Source organism: Pseudoxanthomonas sp. CF385, assembly GCF_900104255.1.
GTDB lineage: Bacteria > Pseudomonadota > Gammaproteobacteria > Xanthomonadales > Xanthomonadaceae > Pseudoxanthomonas_A.
Genome location: NZ_FNKZ01000001.1, coordinates 1,397,664 through 1,415,746, shown reverse-complemented (window position 1 = coordinate 1,415,746; position 18,083 = coordinate 1,397,664). Strand labels below are relative to the sequence as shown.

Here is an 18,083-nt window from a genome sequence, read left to right as displayed (position 1 = left end):
GCAGCGCCGACCTGCGGCGCCGATGAGGCCGACGGGACGGGACGCCGCGCGTCCCGTTTCGCGCGGTCAGAGCTTGAACAGCGGCTGCAGCCGCCGCGCCAGCCATCCGGGGAACCGCAGCGGCGCATCGAGCGCGGACACGCAGATGCACGCGATGCCGGGCACGGTGACCGGCTGGTGCTCGACATCGCTGTCGAGGTCGGCCACGTCGCCGGGCGCGAAGTGGCCCAGCGCATCGTGGTAGGCGCCCCGCAGGATCTGGGTCAGCTCGGTGCCGCCATGGCTGTGCACGGGCATGCTGCGCCCGGGGCCGATCTTCAGCATCAGCAGGGTGCCGCTCTTCGTGCCGGTGGCCCGGATGCAGTGCACGCCCGGCGCCATCCAGCGCCACTTCAGCGCGCGGTACGACGGGCCGAAATAAGGATGCAGCGGCGCCGGCAGGCGGTCGTCGTCTTCATAGGGCGCGCTGCGCGGCGCGGGCGGCGCAGTCGCGGGCATCGGCGCCTCCAGCTGCTCCAGCATGGACGCCCGCAGATCGGCCAGCCGGCCCGCGGACGGCAACGCCGGCTGCTGGTGTTCGACCAGCTGACCGCCGATGCGCTCGGCGTCCTGTACGCGCGCACGGCAATGCCCGCAGGTTTCCAGGTGGGTGGCCGCGACGACCGCGATTTCCACGGCCAGCGCGCCGGCGGCGTAGCTGACCACGGTGGACGCGTCGAGATGATGGTGCGGATTCACGACTGTCCCCTCAGCTGGCCCTGCAGGCGCAGGAATGCGCGCCGCAGGTGCGACTTCACCGTGCCCAGCGGCATGCCGAGCTCGTCGGCGATCTCCTGGTGGCTCTTGGCTTCGAAATACGACATGCGCATCAGGCGCGCCTGCACAGCGGGCAGGTCCTCGATGCGGCGCTGCAGGTGGACATGCTCGGCGTAATCCTCGGCCGACGAGAAGGGACGGGCGAGGTCCTCGTCCGCCACCGGTTCGCCTTCCTCCAGCACCTGCACCCAGCCCGGTTCGCGTCGCACGCGATCGATGTGCAGGTTGCGGCCGATGCGGAACAACCACGTCGACACCGCGCCATGCTGGGGGTCGTATGTCGTGGCGCGCTGCCACAGGCGCAGCAAGGCTTCCTGCGCGAGGTCCTCGGCGACCGCGTCGGCGTTGCCCAGGCCGCGCAGGTAAAGGCACAGGCGCGGCATGAAGTGGTCGTACAGGCGCATGAAACTGGCCCGGTCGCGCAGCCGCGCGACCGCGACCATGTCGCCGGCCCAGTCGTGGGCATCCCGCGGGGAAGGCGTGGGCGTGGACACCGGCCGGGTCGTCCCGGGGGACGACGATCTCCTTGTGAAGTCGGATGGCATGGTAAGCCAGCGGTCCCGTTGCGGTGCGTGATGGCGGCGTCTACGCGGGAGGAGGCGACTTGGATGCACCAGCGCCCTGCATCCGCCACGCCGGCGCGCACGTACAGCCGGCATCGCCGCAGGCAGGACGAACCGATGCCCGTACGCCGTTCCGTGCTCGCCCTCGCCCTCGCCTGCCTGGCGGGTCCTGCGGCCGCGAGTGCCGACATCCTGCGCCAGGAAGCGCGGGCCTATGCGCGGCAGGGCGATGCCCTGCTCTACCGCGAGTCGCACTGGCGCTACCGGCAGGACGGCCTTGCCCACCGGCTGGTGCTCTATCGCTGTCCGGACGGCCGCGCCTTCGCGCGCAAGACCGTGGTGGCGCGCACGTCGGCGCAGGCGCCGGATTTCGATTTCGAGGATGCCCGCGACGGGTATCGCGAAGGCGCGCGCAGCGGGGCCGGCGGACGCACCGTCTACGTGCGCGCCTCCGCGAACGCGACGCCGAAGCAGCGCATCGTCGCGCTTCCGGCCGGCGGCGTGGTCGATGCCGGCTTCGATGAGAGCGTCCGCCTGCATTGGACCGCGCTGCGCGCCGGCCGCGACGTGACCCAGCCCTTCCTGTTGCCCAGCCGCATGGCCTTCGTCCCGGTACGCCTGCGTCCGGGCGCCGCCGTGCGCTGGGAAGGCATTCCCGCACGGCGTCTGACGATGAAACTCGATCGCTGGTACGGCTTCATCGCACCGACGATGGAACTGACCTATGCCGACGCGGACCAGCGCCTGCTCGAGTTCGCCGGCATCGCGACCATCCGCGACGAAACGGGGAAGCACCAGGACGTGCGCATCGTGTTTCCCGATCCGGCCACGCCCGCCGATACCGATGCGCTCCGGCAGGCGCGCGCGACGGCGTTGGTGCGCAGCTGCGGTCGATGAGCGCGCCGCCTGCATCCGATCGCCGCCGTCCTGCGTAAGCCTCTCCAACGCAGCGGAGAGACGCCATGCCGGCCAGTGCTTCCCCCACCCGCACGACGGCGACGCGCCTGTCCACGCTGTCGCGCTGGTTCGACACCGAGGCGCGCACGGACGAAGACGCCACACACGCCGGACGCATCGACTGGCTGCGCGCGATTCCCTTCATCGGCATGCACCTGGCCTGCGTGGCGGTGCTCTGGGTCGGCGTGTCGCCGATCGCGGTGATCGTGGCCATCGCCCTCTATGCCGTGCGGATGTTCGCGATCACCGGCTTCTATCATCGCTACTTCTCGCATCGCACGTTCCGCACCTCGCGCGTGCTCCAGTTCGTGTTCGCGCTGATCGGTGCGTCCAGCGTGCAGCGCGGCCCGTTGTGGTGGGCGGCGCATCATCGCAACCACCATCGGCACGCGGACACGATGGCCGATCCGCATTCGCCGACGCAGCGCGGCTTCTGGTGGAGCCATGCCGGCTGGTTCCTGACCCGCGAGGGCTTCCGCACGGACTGGTCGCGCATCCCGGACCTGGCCGGCTATCCCGAACTGCGCTGGCTGGACCGCTACGACACCGTCGTGCCCGTGCTGCTGGCGGCCGCCCTGTTCGGCCTCGGCGCCCTGCTGGAACGCGTCGCGCCCGATCTCGGCACCAGCGGGCCGCAGTTGCTGGTGTGGGGTTTCTTCGTCTCCACCGTGGTGCTCTTTCATGCCACGGTGACGATCAACTCGCTGGCGCACCGCTTCGGACGTCGCCGCTTCGATACGCGCGACGACAGCCGCAACAACCTCTGGCTGGCGCTGCTGACGTTCGGCGAAGGCTGGCACAACAACCACCATTTCTTCCCGGGCACCGCGCGCCAGGGCTTCCGCTGGTGGGAGATCGACCTCACCTGGTACGCCCTGCGCACGATGGCGCTGCTGGGACTGGTGCGCGACCTGAAGCCCGTGCCCGCCTGGGTGCTGGCCAAGGCGAGGCGCTGAGCATGCGGATCGCGGTCATCGGTTCCGGCATCGCGGGCCTGGCCTCGGCCTGGTGGCTGTCGCAGCGCCATGACGTGGTGCTGTACGAGGCCAACGACTACCTGGGCGGGCACACCCATACGCACACGGTGGAACAGGCCGGTCGCGCGTACCGCATCGACAGCGGTTTCATCGTCTTCAATCGCGATCGCTACCCCCTGCTGAGCGGGCTGTTCGACGAACTCGGGGTCGCCTCGCAGCCGACCACGATGAGTTTCTCCGTGCGCAGCGAACGCAGCGGCGTGGAATACAACGCCCACACCCTGGACACCCTGTTCTGCCAGCGCCGCAACCTGCTGTCGCCCCGTTTCCTCGGCATGCTGAAGGACCTCGCCCGCTTCTATCGCGAGGCGCCCGCCCTGCTGGAACGCGACGGCCCGGGCCCGACGCTGGGCGACTACCTGCAGGCCGGCCGTTACGGCATGGCGTTCTGCGATGAGCACCTGGTGCCGATGGCGTCCGCACTGTGGTCGTCGCCGCCGCAGGACATCCTCGCCTTCCCGGCCCGCTACCTGGTCCAGTTCATGGCCCACCACCAGATGCTGACGCTGGGCACCCGCCCGCCGTGGCGCGTGGTGACGGGCGGCTCGGCCACCTACGTGGAGGCGTTGCGCCGCCGCTGGCGCGTGGAGGAACGGATGTCGTGCCCCGTGTATGCCGTCAGGCGCGGCGCGCGGGATGTCGAGGTCGTCCATGAGCACGGCCGCGAACGTTTCGACCACGCCGTGCTCGCCTGCCACAGCGATACCGCGCTGGCGCTGCTGCAGGGCGACGCCGACGCGCGCGAGTGGGAGATCCTCGGGGCGATGCGCTACCAGTCCAACGACACGGTGCTGCACACCGACGCGCGCCTGCTGCCCCGCCGGCGCAAGGCCTGGGCGGCGTGGAACGCGCATGTCCCGCGCGACCCGGACGCGCCCTGCACCGTCAGCTACTGCATGAACCTGCTGCAGGGCGTGGCGTCGCCCGAGCCCTTCATCGTCACCCTGAACCGCAGCGACGCGATCGATCCCGCGCGCGTCCTGCGACGCATGCAGTACCGCCATCCCGTGCACGACCACGCCATGGTCGCCGCACAACGCCGCAAGGCCGAGATCCAGGGCCGCCGGCGCACCTGGTTCGCCGGCGCCTATTGGGGCTGGGGCTTCCACGAAGACGGCATCCGCAGTGCGCACGAACTGGTCGCCGCGTTCGATGCGCATCCGCGATGTGCGGACGACTGTCGCGCCTCCGAGGCCCTCCCGGCATGAGCGCGCCGCTCGCCAGCGCCGTCTACGAAGGCTGGGTGCGTCACCGCCGCCACGCGCCGCGGCCGCATGCCTTCCGCTACCGCATGGCGCAGCTGTACCTCGACCTGGACGAAGTGGAACAGGTGTTCGCGCATCGCTGGCTGTGGTCGGTGGACCGGCGCAACCTGGCCGAGTTCCGCCGCAGCGATTACCTCGCGCCGCACGACCAGCCGCTGGCCGACGCGGTGCGCGACCGGGTCGCGCGGCAGCTGGGCTACCGGCCGAGCGGACCCGTGCGCCTGCTCACCCACCTGCGCTACGGCGGGTACGTGTTCAACCCGGTGAGCTTCTACTACTGCTTCCAGCCCGACGGCACCACGCTCGATGCCGTGCTGGCGGAGATCACCAACACCCCGTGGCGCGAACGGCACAGCTACGTGCTGCCGGTGCGCGACGGCATGCCACAGGGCGCCGGCTGGGAATGGGGCTTCGACAAGGCCTTCCATGTCTCGCCGTTCCTGCCGATGGACTGCGCCTACCGCTGGCGCTTCGACACGCCGGACGAGGCCCTGCGCGTGCACATGCAGGTCGACCGCGAAGGCCGGCGCGCCTTCGACGCCACCCTCACCCTGCTGCGCCAACCCTTGGACGGCGCGTCGCTGGCGCGGGTGCTGTGGCGCTACCCGCTGATGACCGCCCAGGTGATGACCGGCATCCACTGGCAGGCGCTGCGCCTGTGGCTGAAGCGCACGCCGGTCCACGACCATCCTCCCCTCGCCCGCGAGACCCCATGAACGAGATCGCCGCCACCTCCGCCACACCGACCTACGGCGCGTTCGACCGCCTGCTGCGCTCGCAGTTGCTGTCCCGCCTCGATGCGCTGGACCACGGCGCGCTGGTGGTGCGCGATGCCCTGGGCGAGCACCGCTTCGGCCACGCCGGGCCGGACGCGCTGCCGACGGTGCACCTGTGGATCGACGATCCGGCGTTCTACCGCGCCGTCGCGGCGCAGGGCAGCGTGGGGGCGGGCGAAGCCTATATCGCAGGCCAGTGGCGCTGCGACGACCTGGTCGGCCTGGTGCGCCTGCTGGTGCGCAACCGTGCGCTGCTCGATGGGATGGAGACGGGCCTGGCGCGCCTCGGCGGCTGGGCGCTGCGCAGCTGGCACGCGCTCAGGCGCAACACGCGGGAAGGCAGCCGGCGCAACATCGCGGCGCACTACGATCTGGGCAACGATTTCTTCGCGCTGTTCCTGTCGAAGGACGTCATGTACTCGTCCGCGATGTTCGCTTCGCCGGACGATGACCTGGATGTCGCCTCGTACCGGAAACTCGACGCCGTCTGCCGCAAGCTGGCGTTGACGCCTGAAAAACGCGTGATCGAGATCGGCACGGGCTGGGGCGGCTTCGCGCTGCATGCCGCGCGCCACTACGGCTGCCATGTCACCACCACCACGATCTCGCGCGAACAGCATGCGCTGGCCAGCCGGCGCGTGGCCGAGGCCGGCCTGCAGGACCGGGTCACCCTGCTGCTGCAGGACTACCGCGACCTGCAGGGCGAGTACGACGCGCTGGTCTCCATCGAGATGGTCGAGGCGATCGGCGCGCAGTACCTGGAGACCTTCTTCGGCAAGCTGGGCACCTTGCTGCGGCCGGGCGGGCAGGCGTTGCTGCAGGCGATCACCATCGAGGACCACCGCTACGCGCAGGCACGCGATTCGGTGGACTTCATCAAGCGTTTCGTCTTTCCCGGCAGCTTCATTCCCTCGCTCGCCGCCATGTACGCCGCGAAGACGCGCGCCAGCGACCTGCAGGTGGTCCATCAGGAAGACTTCGGCCTGTCGTACGCGTACACCCTGCGCGCCTGGCGTCGCCGCTTCATGACGCGCCTGCCCGAAGTGCGTGCGCAAGGCTTCGACGAGCGTTTCATCCGCCTGTGGGAGTTCTACCTGGCCTATTGCGAGGGCGGCTTCCTCGAGCGGTCGATCGGTGTGTCGCACCTGCTGATGGCACGGCCGGGCCACCCGGGGGCGCGCGCATGAGCCCGGGGCTGGCCCTCCTCCTGGTCGGCGTGCTCGCCGCCGTCGTGATGGCCGGCGGCTGGCAGTGGCAGCGTCGCCGCAACAACGCGGGGATCGTCGACGTGCTGTGGTCGGCCTGCGTCGGCGGCAGCGCCCTGCTGCTCGCCGCGATCGGCGATGGCGCATGGCAGGCGCGCGCCGTGCTGACCGTCCTCGGCGGCCTGTGGGGTGCGCGGCTGGCGCTGCACCTGTGGCATCGGGTGCGCAGCGAGCCCGAGGACGGCCGCTACCGCCACCTGCGCGCGCACTGGCAGGGGCACCAGGGCAAGTTCTTCCTGTTCTTCATGGCGCAGGCCTTGCTGGTGGTGCTGTTCGCCCTGCCCTTCGCGGCGGCCGCGCGCAGTCCGCAGCACACGGCGTGGCCCTGGCTCGCCGCCGCCGTGGCGATCTGGATCGCGAGCGTCGCCGGCGAAGCCCTCGCCGACCGCCAGCTCGCGCGCTTCCGCACCGACCCGGCGAACCGCGGCCGCACCTGCCGCGCGGGCCTGTGGCGCTACTCGCGCCATCCCAATTACTTCTTCGAGTGGCTGCACTGGTTCGCCTACATCGCGTTGGCGGTGGGCTCGCCGTGGGACTGGCTGGCGTGGAGCGGTCCGGTGGTGATGTACGTGTTCCTGCGCTTCATCAGCGGCATTCCGTACACCGAGGCGCAGGCGCTGCGCACGCGCGGCGAGGACTACCGCGCGTACCAGCGCAGCACGCCGATGCTGTTCCCGTGGTTCCCGAACACTGGCGCCGAGGAGGCGAACCGATGAATGCCATGGTGGAAGAACTCGCGGCCGACCGCGCCGCCCCCGGCCTGCTCGGCCTTGCCGAACGCGGCCTGCTGCCGGACGCGCTGGTCCGCGCGGGCATCCGTCGGCTGTGCGCGCAGCGCCTGCGCGACGAACGCGCGGGCGGCCAGGAGGCGCAGTCGGCGCTGCTCGCGCACCGCCTGCGCGGACTGCGCGAGGGCGCGCTGGCGGTGCATACCGAGGCCGCCAACCGCCAGCACTACGAACTGCCGGCGGCGTTCTTCCGCCATTGCCTCGGGCACCGGCTGAAATACAGCAGCTGTTTCTATCCGACCGGCGAGGAAACGCTGGACCAGGCCGAGGACGCGATGCTCGCCCTGTACGGCGAACGTGCCGCGCTGGCGGATGGCCAGGAGATCCTCGAACTCGGCTGCGGCTGGGGCTCGCTGACGCTGTGGATGGCCGAGCGCTATCCGAACGCGCGCATCACCGCCGTGTCGAACTCGCACTCGCAGCGCCACTTCATCGAAGCGCGCTGCGCCGAACGCGGCCTGCACAACGTCCGCGTCATCACCTGCGACGTGAACCAGCTGCAGCTCGAAACCGCGCGCTACGACCGCTGCGTGTCGGTGGAGATGTTCGAGCACGTCAGCAACCATGCCGCCCTGATGCGCCGCATCCACGATACGCTGCGGCCCGGCGGGCAGCTGTTCGTCCACATCTTCGTCCACCGCGACCTGATGTACCCGTTCGAGACCCAAGGCGAGGACAACTGGATGGGCCGGCATTTCTTCACCGGCGGCATGATGCCGTCGGCCGACCTGCTGCTGTTCTTCCAGCAGCACCTGCACCTGCAGGAACGCTGGCTGCTGGACGGCACGCACTACCAGCGCACCGCCAACCAGTGGCTGGCCCGGCACGATGCGCACCGCGACGCGGTGATGGCGGTGCTGCGCGAGGCCTACGGCGATGCGGCCGCCTTGTGGAACCAGCGCTGGCGCATGTTCTGGATGGCCTGCGCGGAGCTGTTCGGCTACCGCGACGGCCAGGAATGGCTGGTCGCGCACTACCGCTTCCAGCGCGCCCACGCGGAGACCTGACATGCGCACCCTGCCCGTCGCCCTGCTCGCCCTGGTGATCGCCGCGACCGCGGCCGGCTGCCGCTCCGGCAACGTCAAACCCTCCGTGCCCACGGCCGCGCCGGTGGACGTGGACCGCTTCATGGGCGACTGGTACGTGATCGCCCACATTCCCTCGTTCCCCGAACGCGATGCCTACCGCGCGGTGGAGTCGTATGCGCGCCTCCCCGACGGCCGCATCCGGACGACGTTCCGCTACCGCAAGGGCGCGCTCGACGGACCGGAGAAGACGATGCATCCGGTGGGCACGGTGCGGCCGGACACCGGCGGTGCCGTCTGGAACATGCAGTTCGTCTGGCCGATCCAGGCCGAGTACGTCATCTCGTTCGTCGATGCCGATTACCAGCAGACCATCGTCGCCCGCAGCAAGCGCGACTACGTCTGGCTGATGGCGCGCACGCCGGCGATCTCCGACGCGGATTACCAGGCGCGCCTGCGCCAGATCGAAGCACTGGGCTACGACCTGTCCAAGCTGCGCCGCGTACCGCAGTGAGCGCATAGGCGCGGCACGCCAACGCGCTAGCATGGCGGCCCCCGCGCGCGGAGTTCCGCATGTCGTTCAACGATCCCGATGCCGTCGCCCGCTATGCCGAAGGTCCGGTGCGCCAGGTGCCCGGCTTCCACGGCCTGCAGCAGATGGCGCACGTGCTGCTGGCCGAAACCGTGCCGGAGGACGGCCACGTGCTGGTGCTCGGCGCCGGCGGGGGACTCGAACTGAAGGCGTTCGCCGACGCGCATGCCGGCTGGCGGTTCACCGGCGTGGATCCCTCGGCGGAGATGCTGGCGCTCGCCACCACCACGCTGGGGCCGCTCGCGCCGCGCGCGCAGCTGGTCGCGGGCTACATCGACGACGCGCCGCCCGGCCCGTTCGACGGCGGCACCTGCCTGCTGACGCTGCACTTCCTGCCCCCGGAACAGCGCCTGCATACGCTGGTCGAGGTACGCAGGCGGCTCGCGCCCGGCGCCCCGTTCGTCGTCGCCCACCACAGCGTGGACGATGCCGCGGACGCCAGGGAACGCTGGCTGTCGCGCTATGCCGCCTTCGCGGTGGCTTCCGGCATTCCCGCAGCCAACATGGCCAACGCCGCGGCGGCGATCAGCGCACGCCTGCCGCTGCTGACCCCGGCGCAGGATGAAGCGCTGTTGCGCGAGGCCGGCTTCGTCGATATCGACCTGTTCTATGCCGCCTTCAGCTTCCGCGGCTGGGTGGCGCGCACTCCCCGCTGACGACGGCATGCGTGGCGCGACGCCCGGGAAGCCCCGGCACCGGTGCGCACCAGGACAACGCCGGATCTTGGTGAGAGAAGAACGACCCTGAAAGATCCAACGCTGGACCTTAGTGAGAGAAGAAACACTGAAAAAGATCGAACGCTGGACCTTAGTGAGAGAAGAAACACCCTAAAAGATCCAACGATGGGCCTTAGTGAGAGAAGAGACACCCGAAAAGATCCAACGCTGGACCTTAGTGAGAGAAGAAACATCGAAAAAGATCCAACGTTGGACCTTAGTGAGAGAAGAGACACCAGAAAAGCCCGATTGCCGTAGCCCGGGTAGAGCCAACGGCGAAACCCGGGGGCCTCGACCTGCAGGCCGCCCACGTACCGTGCCTGATGCACGCCCCGGGTTTCGCTTCGCTCTACCCGGGCTACGCAGGGCCGGTGGGTTATTCGCCGCTGGAGTCTGGCGGCGGGTTCGAAGCGCCGGTCCAATCGATGGGCAGGGCGCCGCGAGCAACGAACGCGTGGAAAGAAGAGTGTGGCCAGTCCGCTGCGCGGGTCACCAGACCGTGTCTGACAGGGTTGAAATGCACGTAGTCGATACGCCGTGCCAGGCTTGCCGCATCCCGGATCGTGGCCTCCCAGAATCTGCGCGCCCACAGCCGCCGCTCCTTGCCCGGACGCCGCGCTATACGGACACCGCGTGCACGCAGGCGCATGGTGAATTCGCGTTTGATCAATCGCCAGCGCATGGAGTAGCGGTCATCGTCTTCCGGCAGGCGCAGCACGGCATGCAGATGATCCGGAAGGACCACGATGGCAAGGATCGAAAACGGATGCCGGCGACGTACCGCACGAATCGCGGCCCGCAATTCATCCGCATGATCGACCAGCGTCGTGGCCGACCGATCGGCGAGCGTCACCGTGAAGAAGTACGTCCCACCCCGGACGCGTTGGCGGCGGTACTGGACCATGGGGACAGGCTGCCCTCTCCAACCAGGCGACGCCCATCGGAGAACACCTCGACCCGAAGTGAGGAAAAAATCCGGAGATTCACGTAGCCCGGGTAGAGCCAACGGCGAAACCCGGGGAACTCGGGCTGCCGTCCATCACTGCGCCATGCAGGGTAGAGGCCCCGGGTTTCGCTTCGCTCTACCCGGGCTACGCGACGGCACCCTCGCGCACAACGATCTACCGGGCCCGTGCGAACGGCAACCCCTTCATCACCAGCCTGCGGTCGCGTGCGCAATGTTTCTCGGTGCCTTCGCAGACGAAGGCCACGCGCACGACGGGTTCGTCATTCTCCATGACGAGGCGATAGCGGGCGGCGACGGTGGCGCGGTCCCCCAGGTACATGAACAACCAGTATTCCCGGGGCGCCGCGCCGCGCTGCCGGAACAGCATGTTGCGCACGTACGGGTACGGCGGGGTCAGCATGACCTCGGGCTGCAGGTCGTACCGGTCGAGCACGGCGGTCGGCGCCGCATACCCCGGCAGACCTTCCAGCACGTAGCGCGGCCGCCGGTGGGTCGCGGGCCAGTCGTCATGGCCGACGTAGGCGTACGAACGGCGCTGCGGCAGCTTGAAATCGAGCGGCACGCGCACCTGGCCGCCGACGGCGCCCGACGCGACATCCCGGCCCAACACCCATCCACGCGATGCCTTCAGTGCGGCCGCATCGAACGCGGCATGGCCGCTGCTCTGGGCGATAGCGGCGTCCATGACCTGCCCGCAGGCGTCCACGCGCAGGTCGAGCAGGACGCTGCCCTGTGCCTGGGTCTGGCGCAGGTCGTCCGGATAGGCCGGCACATCGCGCACCAGCGGCGGGCAGGCCGGGGCATCCGCCGCGACCGCCGGGGCCGCAGGCAACAAGAAAACAAGAGACACCATCCACCGCATGCGTTTCCCCCTGAATTGCGCTTTGCGATCGCCGATCCCCTGCCGGCGTGCCGCCATCATGCCATCGGCAACTTCAGGCCCTGTTCCTTCGCGCACTGCACCGCGATGTCGTAGCCCGCGTCGGCATGGCGCATCACGCCGGTGCCCGGGTCGTTCCACAGCACGCGGGCGATGCGCCTGTCGGCTTCTTCGCTGCCGTCGCAGACGATGACCACGCCGGAATGCTGCGAATAGCCCATGCCCACGCCGCCGCCGTGGTGCAACGACACCCAGGTGGCCCCACCGGCGACGTTCAACATCGCGTTGAGCAGCGGCCAGTCGGACACCGCATCACTGCCGTCCTTCATCGCCTCGGTCTCGCGGTTCGGCGACGCCACGCTGCCGCTGTCCAGGTGATCGCGACCGATCACCACCGGCGCCTTCAGTTCGCCGTTGCGGACCATCTCGTTGAAGGCCAGGCCCAGCTTATGCCGCAGGCCCAGGCCGACCCAGCAGATGCGCGCCGGCAGGCCCTGGAAGCTGATGCGCTCGCGCGCCATGTCCAGCCAGCGATGCAGGTGCGCATCGTCCGGAATCAGTTCCTTGACCTTGGCATCGGTCTTGTAGATGTCTTCCGGGTCGCCGCTCAACGCGACCCAGCGGAACGGGCCCACGCCGCGGCAGAACAGCGGGCGCACGTAGGCCGGCACGAAACCGGGAAAGTCGAACGCGTTCTTGAGCCCCTGGTCGAAGGCCATCTGGCGGATGTTGTTGCCGTAGTCGAACGTGGGCACGCCCATCTTCTGGAATGCCAGCATCGCCTCCACGTGCACGCGCATGGCCTGCTTGGCGGCATCGCGCACGCGCTCGGGCTCGGCCTTCTGCTCGGCCAGCCACTGCTCGACCGTCCAGCCGATCGGCAGGTAGCCGTGCACGGGGTCGTGCGCGCTGGTCTGGTCGGTGACCGCATCCGGGCGCACGCCGCGCTTCACCAGCTCGGGCAGGATCTCCGCCGCGTTGCCGAGCAGCGCGATCGACTTGGCCTCGCCGGCGGCGGTGTACTTCGCGATCCGCGCGAGGGCGTCGTCGAGGTCGGTGGCCTGTTCGTCCACGTAGCGCGTGCGCAGGCGCATGTCGATGCTGGACTGGCGGCACTCGATGTTGAGCGAGCTCGCACCGGCCAGCGCCGCGGCCAGCGGCTGCGCGCCGCCCATGCCGCCGAGGCCGGCGGTGAGGATCCACTTGCCGGTCAGGTCGCCGCCGTAATGCTGGCGCCCCATCTCGACGAAGGTTTCGTACGTGCCCTGCACGATGCCCTGGCTGCCGATGTAGATCCACGAGCCGGCCGTCATCTGGCCGTACATCATCAGGCCCTTCTTATCGAGCGCGTTGAAGTGCTCCCACGTGGCCCAGTGCGGCACCAGGTTGGAGTTGGCGATCAGCACGCGCGGCGCATCGGGATGGGTGGGAAAGATGCCGACCGGCTTGCCGGACTGCACCAGCAGGGTCTCGTTGTCGTCGAGTTCGCGCAGCGATGTCAGGATCGCGTCGTAGCAGGCCCAGTCGCGCGCCGCGCGTCCGATGCCGCCGTAGACGACCAGCGAGGTGGGGTCCTCCGCGACTTCCGCATCCAGGTTGTTCTGCAGCATCCGGTACGGCGCTTCGCTGAGCCAGGACTTGCAGGTGAGCGTGGCGCCGCGCGGGGCGCGGATGACGCGGGACGGGTCGTGGCGGGGATCGGACATGACAGGTTCCAGATGCAGGTATGCGCCCATTATCGGCGGGAGGCCCCGCCCCGCGCGAGCCACGGCGATGCTGCAGTGCGCGATGGCGTGCGTGGCAGAATCGGGCCATGAACGCCTTCCGCCCCGCTTTCTGCGCGCTCCTGCTGGCCGGCCTGCTGGTCGCCGCACCTTCCCCGGCTGCCCCACCCGACCGCGTGCTCGTCTTCACCAAGACGGCCGGATTCCGCCATGACGCGATTCCGGTGGCGGTGTCGGCGCTGCAGCGACTGGTGGCCGACGAAGGCATGGCCGCGGATCACACCGAAGACGCGCAGGCCTTCAATGCGAAGAACCTGGCGCGCTATCGCGTCGTGGTGTTCGCCAGCACCACGGGCGATGTGCTGGACGAGATGCAGCAGGCCGCGCTGGAAGACTTCGTGCGCAAGGGCGGTGGCTTCATCGGCGTGCACGCCGCCGCGGACACCGAATACGACTGGCCCTGGTACGGCGATCTGGTCGGCGCGTACTTCAAGAGCCACCCGCCCGGCCTGCAGTCCGCGCACGTGCAGCCGGAGCGCGCCGGTACCCCCGCGGGAGCGCGATGGCCCGTCACCGACGAGTTGTACAACTACCGCACCAATCCGCGCGCACGGGTGCGCGTGATCGCCACGGTCGACGAGCGGGACTACGAAGGCGGCACCATGGGCGCGGACCATCCGATCGCCTGGTGCCATGAGGTCGAAGGCGGTCGCAGCTGGTACACCGGGCTCGGCCACGATGCCGCGATCTACGCCGACACCCACTTCATCGCGCAGCTCATGCGCGGGCTGCGTTACGCGTCGGGACGTTCCGGGGATTGCTGACGCGTTCCCCTGCTGCCCACGTGCGGGAGCCGGGAGGCCGGCGCGTCAGCGGATCGAGGGGTCCAGGGTACGCAGGGCTTCGGCCAGGCCGGTCTGGCCGGTGCGGTCGAGATCGTCCCGCGTGTAGGCACGCCCGGGCTGGCCGTTGCAGGGCGTCTTCGCATCGCGCGGACGGACGCGGCTGCCGGTGTTCCGGATGCAGTGGGCATCCGACAGGCGCGGCTTGTCGTCGTTCTTGGGCTTCTCGGACGCAGGCACCGCCGCATCGGTGGCAGGTGCGGTTGCCGGGGCAGGCTCGGCCGGCGGCGCGGCCGTCTGCGCCTGCGCGACCCCGGCCATCAGGCAGGCGGTGAGGGCAAGCAGGGAAAGAGGCTTCATGACGGGGCTCCGGACGGGCGTGATGAAGACAATACGCGCCGGGTGGCGCCGGCGTCGCGGCCGCGGCCCCGCCGGTTCAGCCCCACCTCAGGCCGCCGGGCATTGCGCCTTGCGCCCGTCGTGGAAGCGCTGCACCGCGGCCGCGTCCGCTTTCTGCGGCGCTATGCCATCGTCGAACAGCACCTGCCAGACCCCCTCGTCAGTGCGATACCAGACCGAGCCGAAGCGGCCGATCCGCGTCTCGCCGGTCTTCGGGTCCTCGTACAGCGCCGGACCGCTGGAATAGGCCGTGCGACCGTCGCCGCCCGAGGTCACCACTGCCGGGTACCAGCTGAGCTTCAGGGCCGTGCCGTCGATCAGCGGCGTCCACTCGCGGGTGATGGCCTCGCGGCCGCGGGTGGGTTTCTGGCTCACGCCGAAGGCGGCGTCCGGATGAAGGTGCTCGGCGAACGCCGCGGCGTCATGGTCGGCCACCGACTGCGCGAAACTCAGTTCGCGCTGCCAGACCGCGCATTCGGCCTGCCGCGCGGCCTCGGGCGGCGCGGCCAGGACACCCCCGCTGGCCAGGGCCAGGAGGGCGGCGGACGAAAGGCGAGCGAGCATTGTCATGCGGAATGTCCCGGAGTCTGCCAAGCTGTGGCCGATTCCAGCTTTTCCCCGTACCGCATGCGCCTGCCATTGGTCAGGGTGACCGTGCTGGCCGCCCTGCTCTGGACGGCCGGCTGCACCACCACCCCCACTGCCCCCACCGCCTCCGAACCGCGCAGCGTCGTGCTGATCTCCATCGACGGCCTGCCCGCCAGCGCCCTCGGACAAGGCGACACGCCCCACCTCGATGCCCTCGCCGCCGCCGGTACGCATGCGGCGTGGATGAATCCGTCCTACCCGGTGCTGACGTTCCCCAACCACTTCACCCTGGTGACCGGGCTGCGTCCCGACCGCCACGGCATCATCCACAACAGCATGCGCGACGAGGCCGTCGGCGGCTTCAAGGTGGCCGACAAGGCCGCAGGTGCCGATGCGCGCTGGTGGCAGGGCGAGCCGATCTGGAACACCGCCGAAAAGGCCGGCCTGCGCACCGCGATCTGGGCCTGGCCAGGCAGCGCCGCCCCCATCGAGGGCCGCCGGCCGACCCGCTGGGTGCCGTACTCGCCGGAGATCAGCGCCACCGAGCGCGCCGACCAGGTCGCAGGCTGGATGACCGAACCGGTGGCCACCCGCCCGCGTCTGGCCGCGCTGTATTTCGAACGCGTCGACAACGTCGGCCACGAGAAGGGTCCGGACGCGCCCGAGACGCTAGCGGCGATCCGCGAAGTCGACGCCGCGGTGGGCCGCATCGTGCAGGCGCTGGAAACGCACGGCCTGCGCGGCACCACCGACGTGGTGGTGGTCTCCGACCACGGCATGGCGCCGGTGCGGCCCGACCAGTACATCGCGCTGGAGGACATGGCCACGATCGAACAGGCCGAAGCCGTCAGCACCGGCCAGGTGATCGGCTTCAACCCGCGTCCCGGCCATACGGGCGACACCGAGCGACGGCTGCTCGGGCGCCACGAACACTACGCCTGCTGGCGCAAGCAGGAGCTGCCCGCACGCTGGCACTACGGCACGCATCCGCGCGTGCCGGCGATCGTCTGCCAATTCGATGAAGGCTGGAACGGCCTGCCGGCGGACCAGCTGCGCCGTGCACCGAAAGACAGGTTGAATCGCGGCTCGCACGGCTACGACAACGCCCTGCCGTCGATGCGTGCGGTGTTCATCGCCGCCGGCCCCAGTTTCCGCGCCGGCACGACCCTGCCTGCGTTCGACAACGTCGACGTGTATCCGTTGCTGGCCCGCCTGCTGGACCTCGCGCCCGCACCCAGCGACGGTACCGCGGACACCTTCGCGCCGGTGCTCACGCCGCGGGCAGCGCCCGCGCATTGATGTCCGGAAACGGTGAGTCGATGCGGAAACGCGGTGCTAGCCTGCGTCCATGGTCCCACCCGACGCCACCGCCCTGCCCGACCGCCATGTCTGCGAACAGGCGCGACTGAGCCGCGACGCGCGCTTCGACGGCCTGTTCTTCACGGCGGTCACCAGCACCCGCATCTACTGCCGGCCGGTGTGCCCGGCGCCGGCACCGAAACCGCAGAACATCGTGTATTACCGGAACGCCGCCGCCGCGGAAGCGGCGGGCTTCCGTCCGTGCCTGCGCTGCCGGCCGGAACTCGCACCCGGCGACGGCACCTGGCGTCGCGGCGATGAAGTGGTGGCGCGTGCATTGAAGCTGATCGATCAGGGCGCGCTGGTCGACGCGCCGCTGGCCGAGCTTGCGGACCGGGTGGGATTGGGCGAGCGGCAGCTGCGCCGCCTCTTCACCGATCGCCTCGGCGCCACGCCCGGTGAAGTGCATGGCACCCGCCGCCTGCTGTTCGCCAAGCAGCTGCTGACCGAGACCGCGCTGCCGATCACGCAGGTCGCGCTGGCCGCCGGCTTCGGCAGCCTCACCCGGTTCAACACGGCCTTCCGCGACGAATACCGCATGGCCCCGCGCGACCTGCGCAAACGCGCAGTGCCCGTCGCCCGCGACGTGATGACGCTGCGCCTGGGCTACCGGCCGCCGTACGACTTCGGCGCGATGCTCGACTTCCTGCGCGGCCGTGCGTTGCCGGGCGTGGAAGCCGTCGATGAGCGAAGCTACCTGCGCGTGATCGGTACGCCGGACGCGCCCGGCTGGCTGCGGGTCAGCGCCTGGGATGCCACCGCGCACGCGCTCAAGCTCGAACTGCACGGCGGCGCGCCCGCCGACCTGCTGCGGATCGTCAACCGCCTGCGCCGCATGTTCGACCTGGATGCCGATCCTTCCGCCATTGCCGCTGCGCTCGGCGACGATCCGCGTCTCCGGCCCTTGCTGGCCGCGCGTCCCGGCCTGCGCCTGCCGAGCGGATGGGACGGTTTCGAGATCGCGGTGCGCGCGGTGATCGGCCAGCAGGTCAGCGTCGCCGCCGCGCGCACGCTGACCGCACGGTTGGCGCAGCGGCACGGGACGCCGCTGGCGATCCCGTTCGACGGACTGACGCATCTGTTCCCCACGCCCGACCTGTTGGCCGATGTCGACCTGACGGAGATCGGCCTGACGCGCGCGCGGGCCGACACGATCCGCGGGCTGTCGCGCGCCTTGCTGGAAGGACGCGTGGATTTCCGGCCCGAGCGAACGCTGGAGGATTTCACCGCCCGCTGGGTCGCCCTGCCCGGCATCGGCCCGTGGACGGCGCACTACATGGCCTTGCGCGCACTCGGCCACCCGGATGCGTTTCCGGCCGACGACCTGGTGCTGCAGAAAGCCGTGCCCACCGATGGCGTGCGCATGACTGCGAAAGCGCTGACCGCACGCGCCGAAGCGTGGCGGCCGTGGCGCGCCTATGCGGTGATCCATGTGTGGAAGGGCAGTATGGCGGCGCCCAAAGCGTCTGCTGTTGTAGGAGCGACGTAAGTCGCGATGAGGCTTTACCGGTGGCCCTTCGCGAC

General features: G+C 69.9%; 19 protein-coding genes. 12 read left to right on the top strand and 7 right to left on the bottom strand.

Going from position 1 to position 18,083, the window contains the following annotated elements; genetic code table 11:
- Positions 1-66 precede the first annotated feature (66 nt).
- Together BLT45_RS06385 and BLT45_RS06380 are read right to left on the bottom strand one after the other, a co-directional pair.
- Positions 67-738 (bottom strand): ChrR family anti-sigma-E factor, encoded by a 672-nt coding sequence (locus BLT45_RS06385; protein WP_093296576.1) that lies wholly within the window; start codon positions 736-738, stop codon positions 67-69.
- Positions 735-1,259: a sigma-70 family RNA polymerase sigma factor gene (locus BLT45_RS06380; RefSeq protein WP_254771841.1), complete on the bottom strand. Its 525-nt coding sequence runs from the start codon at positions 1,257-1,259 to the stop codon at positions 735-737. Before BLT45_RS06380 ends, BLT45_RS06385 begins: the two co-directional genes overlap by 4 nt.
- A 165-nt stretch (positions 1,260-1,424) precedes the next feature.
- Here BLT45_RS06380 and BLT45_RS06375 point away from each other — a divergent pair, with 165 nt between their 5' ends.
- From BLT45_RS06375 to BLT45_RS06335, 9 genes are all read left to right on the top strand, one after another.
- A complete protein-coding gene (locus tag BLT45_RS06375) occupies positions 1,425-2,276 on the top strand; it encodes a hypothetical protein (protein WP_254771797.1) in 852 nt (283 codons plus the stop codon).
- A 65-nt stretch (positions 2,277-2,341) separates the two neighbouring features.
- Complete coding sequence (locus tag BLT45_RS06370) at positions 2,342-3,292, top strand: acyl-CoA desaturase (protein ID WP_093296572.1); 951 nt, start codon at positions 2,342-2,344, stop codon at positions 3,290-3,292.
- A 2-nt stretch (positions 3,293-3,294) separates the two neighbouring features.
- On the top strand, positions 3,295-4,581 hold the full coding sequence (locus BLT45_RS06365; protein ID WP_093296570.1) for an NAD(P)/FAD-dependent oxidoreductase: 1,287 nt from the start codon (positions 3,295-3,297) through the stop codon (positions 4,579-4,581).
- Positions 4,578-5,354: a DUF1365 domain-containing protein gene (locus BLT45_RS06360; RefSeq protein ID WP_093296567.1), complete on the top strand. Its 777-nt coding sequence runs from the start codon at positions 4,578-4,580 to the stop codon at positions 5,352-5,354. The genes BLT45_RS06365 and BLT45_RS06360 overlap by 4 nt, the downstream gene beginning before the upstream one ends.
- Positions 5,351-6,601, top strand: coding sequence for an SAM-dependent methyltransferase (locus BLT45_RS06355; RefSeq protein WP_093296565.1), 1,251 nt, complete (start codon positions 5,351-5,353; stop codon positions 6,599-6,601). Before BLT45_RS06360 ends, BLT45_RS06355 begins: the two co-directional genes overlap by 4 nt.
- On the top strand, positions 6,598-7,395 hold the full coding sequence (locus BLT45_RS06350) for a DUF1295 domain-containing protein (RefSeq protein WP_093296563.1): 798 nt from the start codon (positions 6,598-6,600) through the stop codon (positions 7,393-7,395). Before BLT45_RS06355 ends, BLT45_RS06350 begins: the two co-directional genes overlap by 4 nt.
- A complete protein-coding gene (locus BLT45_RS06345) occupies positions 7,392-8,474 on the top strand; it encodes an SAM-dependent methyltransferase (RefSeq protein ID WP_093296561.1) in 1,083 nt (360 codons plus the stop codon). Before BLT45_RS06350 ends, BLT45_RS06345 begins: the two co-directional genes overlap by 4 nt.
- Before the next feature lies 1 nt (position 8,475).
- The gene (locus BLT45_RS06340; RefSeq protein WP_093296559.1) at positions 8,476-9,006 is read left to right on the top strand and encodes a lipocalin family protein; all 531 of its coding nucleotides are present in this window, start codon (positions 8,476-8,478) and stop codon (positions 9,004-9,006) included.
- 59 nt (positions 9,007-9,065) lie between these two features.
- Positions 9,066-9,740: a class I SAM-dependent methyltransferase gene (locus BLT45_RS06335; RefSeq protein ID WP_093296556.1), complete on the top strand. Its 675-nt coding sequence runs from the start codon at positions 9,066-9,068 to the stop codon at positions 9,738-9,740.
- Between the two features lie 436 nt (positions 9,741-10,176).
- On the opposite strand, the gene BLT45_RS06330 is transcribed toward BLT45_RS06335, so the two are convergent.
- The 3 genes from BLT45_RS06330 to hutU form a co-directional block, all read right to left on the bottom strand.
- Positions 10,177-10,704: an REP-associated tyrosine transposase gene (locus BLT45_RS06330; RefSeq protein WP_093296554.1), complete on the bottom strand. Its 528-nt coding sequence runs from the start codon at positions 10,702-10,704 to the stop codon at positions 10,177-10,179.
- A 217-nt stretch (positions 10,705-10,921) separates the two neighbouring features.
- On the bottom strand, positions 10,922-11,599 hold the full coding sequence (locus BLT45_RS06325) for a TonB family protein (protein ID WP_175455741.1): 678 nt from the start codon (positions 11,597-11,599) through the stop codon (positions 10,922-10,924).
- Positions 11,600-11,685: 86 nt separating this feature from the next.
- Positions 11,686-13,353, bottom strand: a complete 1,668-nt coding sequence (hutU, locus tag BLT45_RS06320) for a urocanate hydratase (RefSeq protein ID WP_093298610.1) — start codon at positions 13,351-13,353, stop codon at positions 11,686-11,688.
- 107 nt (positions 13,354-13,460) lie between these two features.
- Here hutU and BLT45_RS06315 point away from each other — a divergent pair, with 107 nt between their 5' ends.
- Positions 13,461-14,195, top strand: coding sequence for a ThuA domain-containing protein (locus tag BLT45_RS06315; protein WP_093296545.1), 735 nt, complete (start codon positions 13,461-13,463; stop codon positions 14,193-14,195).
- A 45-nt stretch (positions 14,196-14,240) separates the two neighbouring features.
- Here the strand turns inward: BLT45_RS06315 and BLT45_RS06310 are convergent, their stop codons facing one another.
- Complete coding sequence (locus BLT45_RS06310; RefSeq protein ID WP_139187942.1) at positions 14,241-14,573, bottom strand: hypothetical protein; 333 nt, start codon at positions 14,571-14,573, stop codon at positions 14,241-14,243.
- Between the two features lie 87 nt (positions 14,574-14,660).
- On the bottom strand, positions 14,661-15,182 hold the full coding sequence (locus BLT45_RS06305; RefSeq protein ID WP_254771796.1) for a YybH family protein: 522 nt from the start codon (positions 15,180-15,182) through the stop codon (positions 14,661-14,663).
- Between the two features lie 57 nt (positions 15,183-15,239).
- Here BLT45_RS06305 and BLT45_RS06300 point away from each other — a divergent pair, with 57 nt between their 5' ends.
- Both BLT45_RS06300 and BLT45_RS06295 read left to right on the top strand, forming a co-directional pair.
- A complete protein-coding gene (locus tag BLT45_RS06300) occupies positions 15,240-16,499 on the top strand; it encodes an alkaline phosphatase family protein (RefSeq protein WP_093296539.1) in 1,260 nt (419 codons plus the stop codon).
- A gap of 49 nt (positions 16,500-16,548) precedes the next feature.
- Positions 16,549-18,048: a DNA-3-methyladenine glycosylase 2 family protein gene (locus BLT45_RS06295; RefSeq protein WP_093296536.1), complete on the top strand. Its 1,500-nt coding sequence runs from the start codon at positions 16,549-16,551 to the stop codon at positions 18,046-18,048.
- Positions 18,049-18,083: the final 35 nt, after the last annotated feature.

Coding starts and splice junctions, on each gene's coding strand:
- BLT45_RS06380 (WP_254771841.1), bottom strand. CDS start 1,259: ATGGTCGCGGTCGCGCGGCTGCGCGACCGGGCCAGTTTCATGCGCCTG.
- BLT45_RS06375 (WP_254771797.1), top strand. CDS start 1,425: ATGCACCAGCGCCCTGCATCCGCCACGCCGGCGCGCACGTACAGCCGG.
- BLT45_RS06370 (WP_093296572.1), top strand. CDS start 2,342: ATGCCGGCCAGTGCTTCCCCCACCCGCACGACGGCGACGCGCCTGTCC.
- BLT45_RS06365 (WP_093296570.1), top strand. CDS start 3,295: ATGCGGATCGCGGTCATCGGTTCCGGCATCGCGGGCCTGGCCTCGGCC.
- BLT45_RS06360 (WP_093296567.1), top strand. CDS start 4,578: ATGAGCGCGCCGCTCGCCAGCGCCGTCTACGAAGGCTGGGTGCGTCAC.
- BLT45_RS06355 (WP_093296565.1), top strand. CDS start 5,351: ATGAACGAGATCGCCGCCACCTCCGCCACACCGACCTACGGCGCGTTC.
- BLT45_RS06350 (WP_093296563.1), top strand. CDS start 6,598: ATGAGCCCGGGGCTGGCCCTCCTCCTGGTCGGCGTGCTCGCCGCCGTC.
- BLT45_RS06345 (WP_093296561.1), top strand. CDS start 7,392: ATGAATGCCATGGTGGAAGAACTCGCGGCCGACCGCGCCGCCCCCGGC.
- BLT45_RS06340 (WP_093296559.1), top strand. CDS start 8,476: ATGCGCACCCTGCCCGTCGCCCTGCTCGCCCTGGTGATCGCCGCGACC.
- BLT45_RS06335 (WP_093296556.1), top strand. CDS start 9,066: ATGTCGTTCAACGATCCCGATGCCGTCGCCCGCTATGCCGAAGGTCCG.
- BLT45_RS06330 (WP_093296554.1), bottom strand. CDS start 10,704: ATGGTCCAGTACCGCCGCCAACGCGTCCGGGGTGGGACGTACTTCTTC.
- hutU (WP_093298610.1), bottom strand. CDS start 13,353: ATGTCCGATCCCCGCCACGACCCGTCCCGCGTCATCCGCGCCCCGCGC.
- BLT45_RS06315 (WP_093296545.1), top strand. CDS start 13,461: ATGAACGCCTTCCGCCCCGCTTTCTGCGCGCTCCTGCTGGCCGGCCTG.
- BLT45_RS06310 (WP_139187942.1), bottom strand. CDS start 14,573: ATGAAGCCTCTTTCCCTGCTTGCCCTCACCGCCTGCCTGATGGCCGGG.
- BLT45_RS06305 (WP_254771796.1), bottom strand. CDS start 15,182: ATGACAATGCTCGCTCGCCTTTCGTCCGCCGCCCTCCTGGCCCTGGCC.
- BLT45_RS06300 (WP_093296539.1), top strand. CDS start 15,240: ATGCGCCTGCCATTGGTCAGGGTGACCGTGCTGGCCGCCCTGCTCTGG.
- BLT45_RS06295 (WP_093296536.1), top strand. CDS start 16,549: ATGGTCCCACCCGACGCCACCGCCCTGCCCGACCGCCATGTCTGCGAA.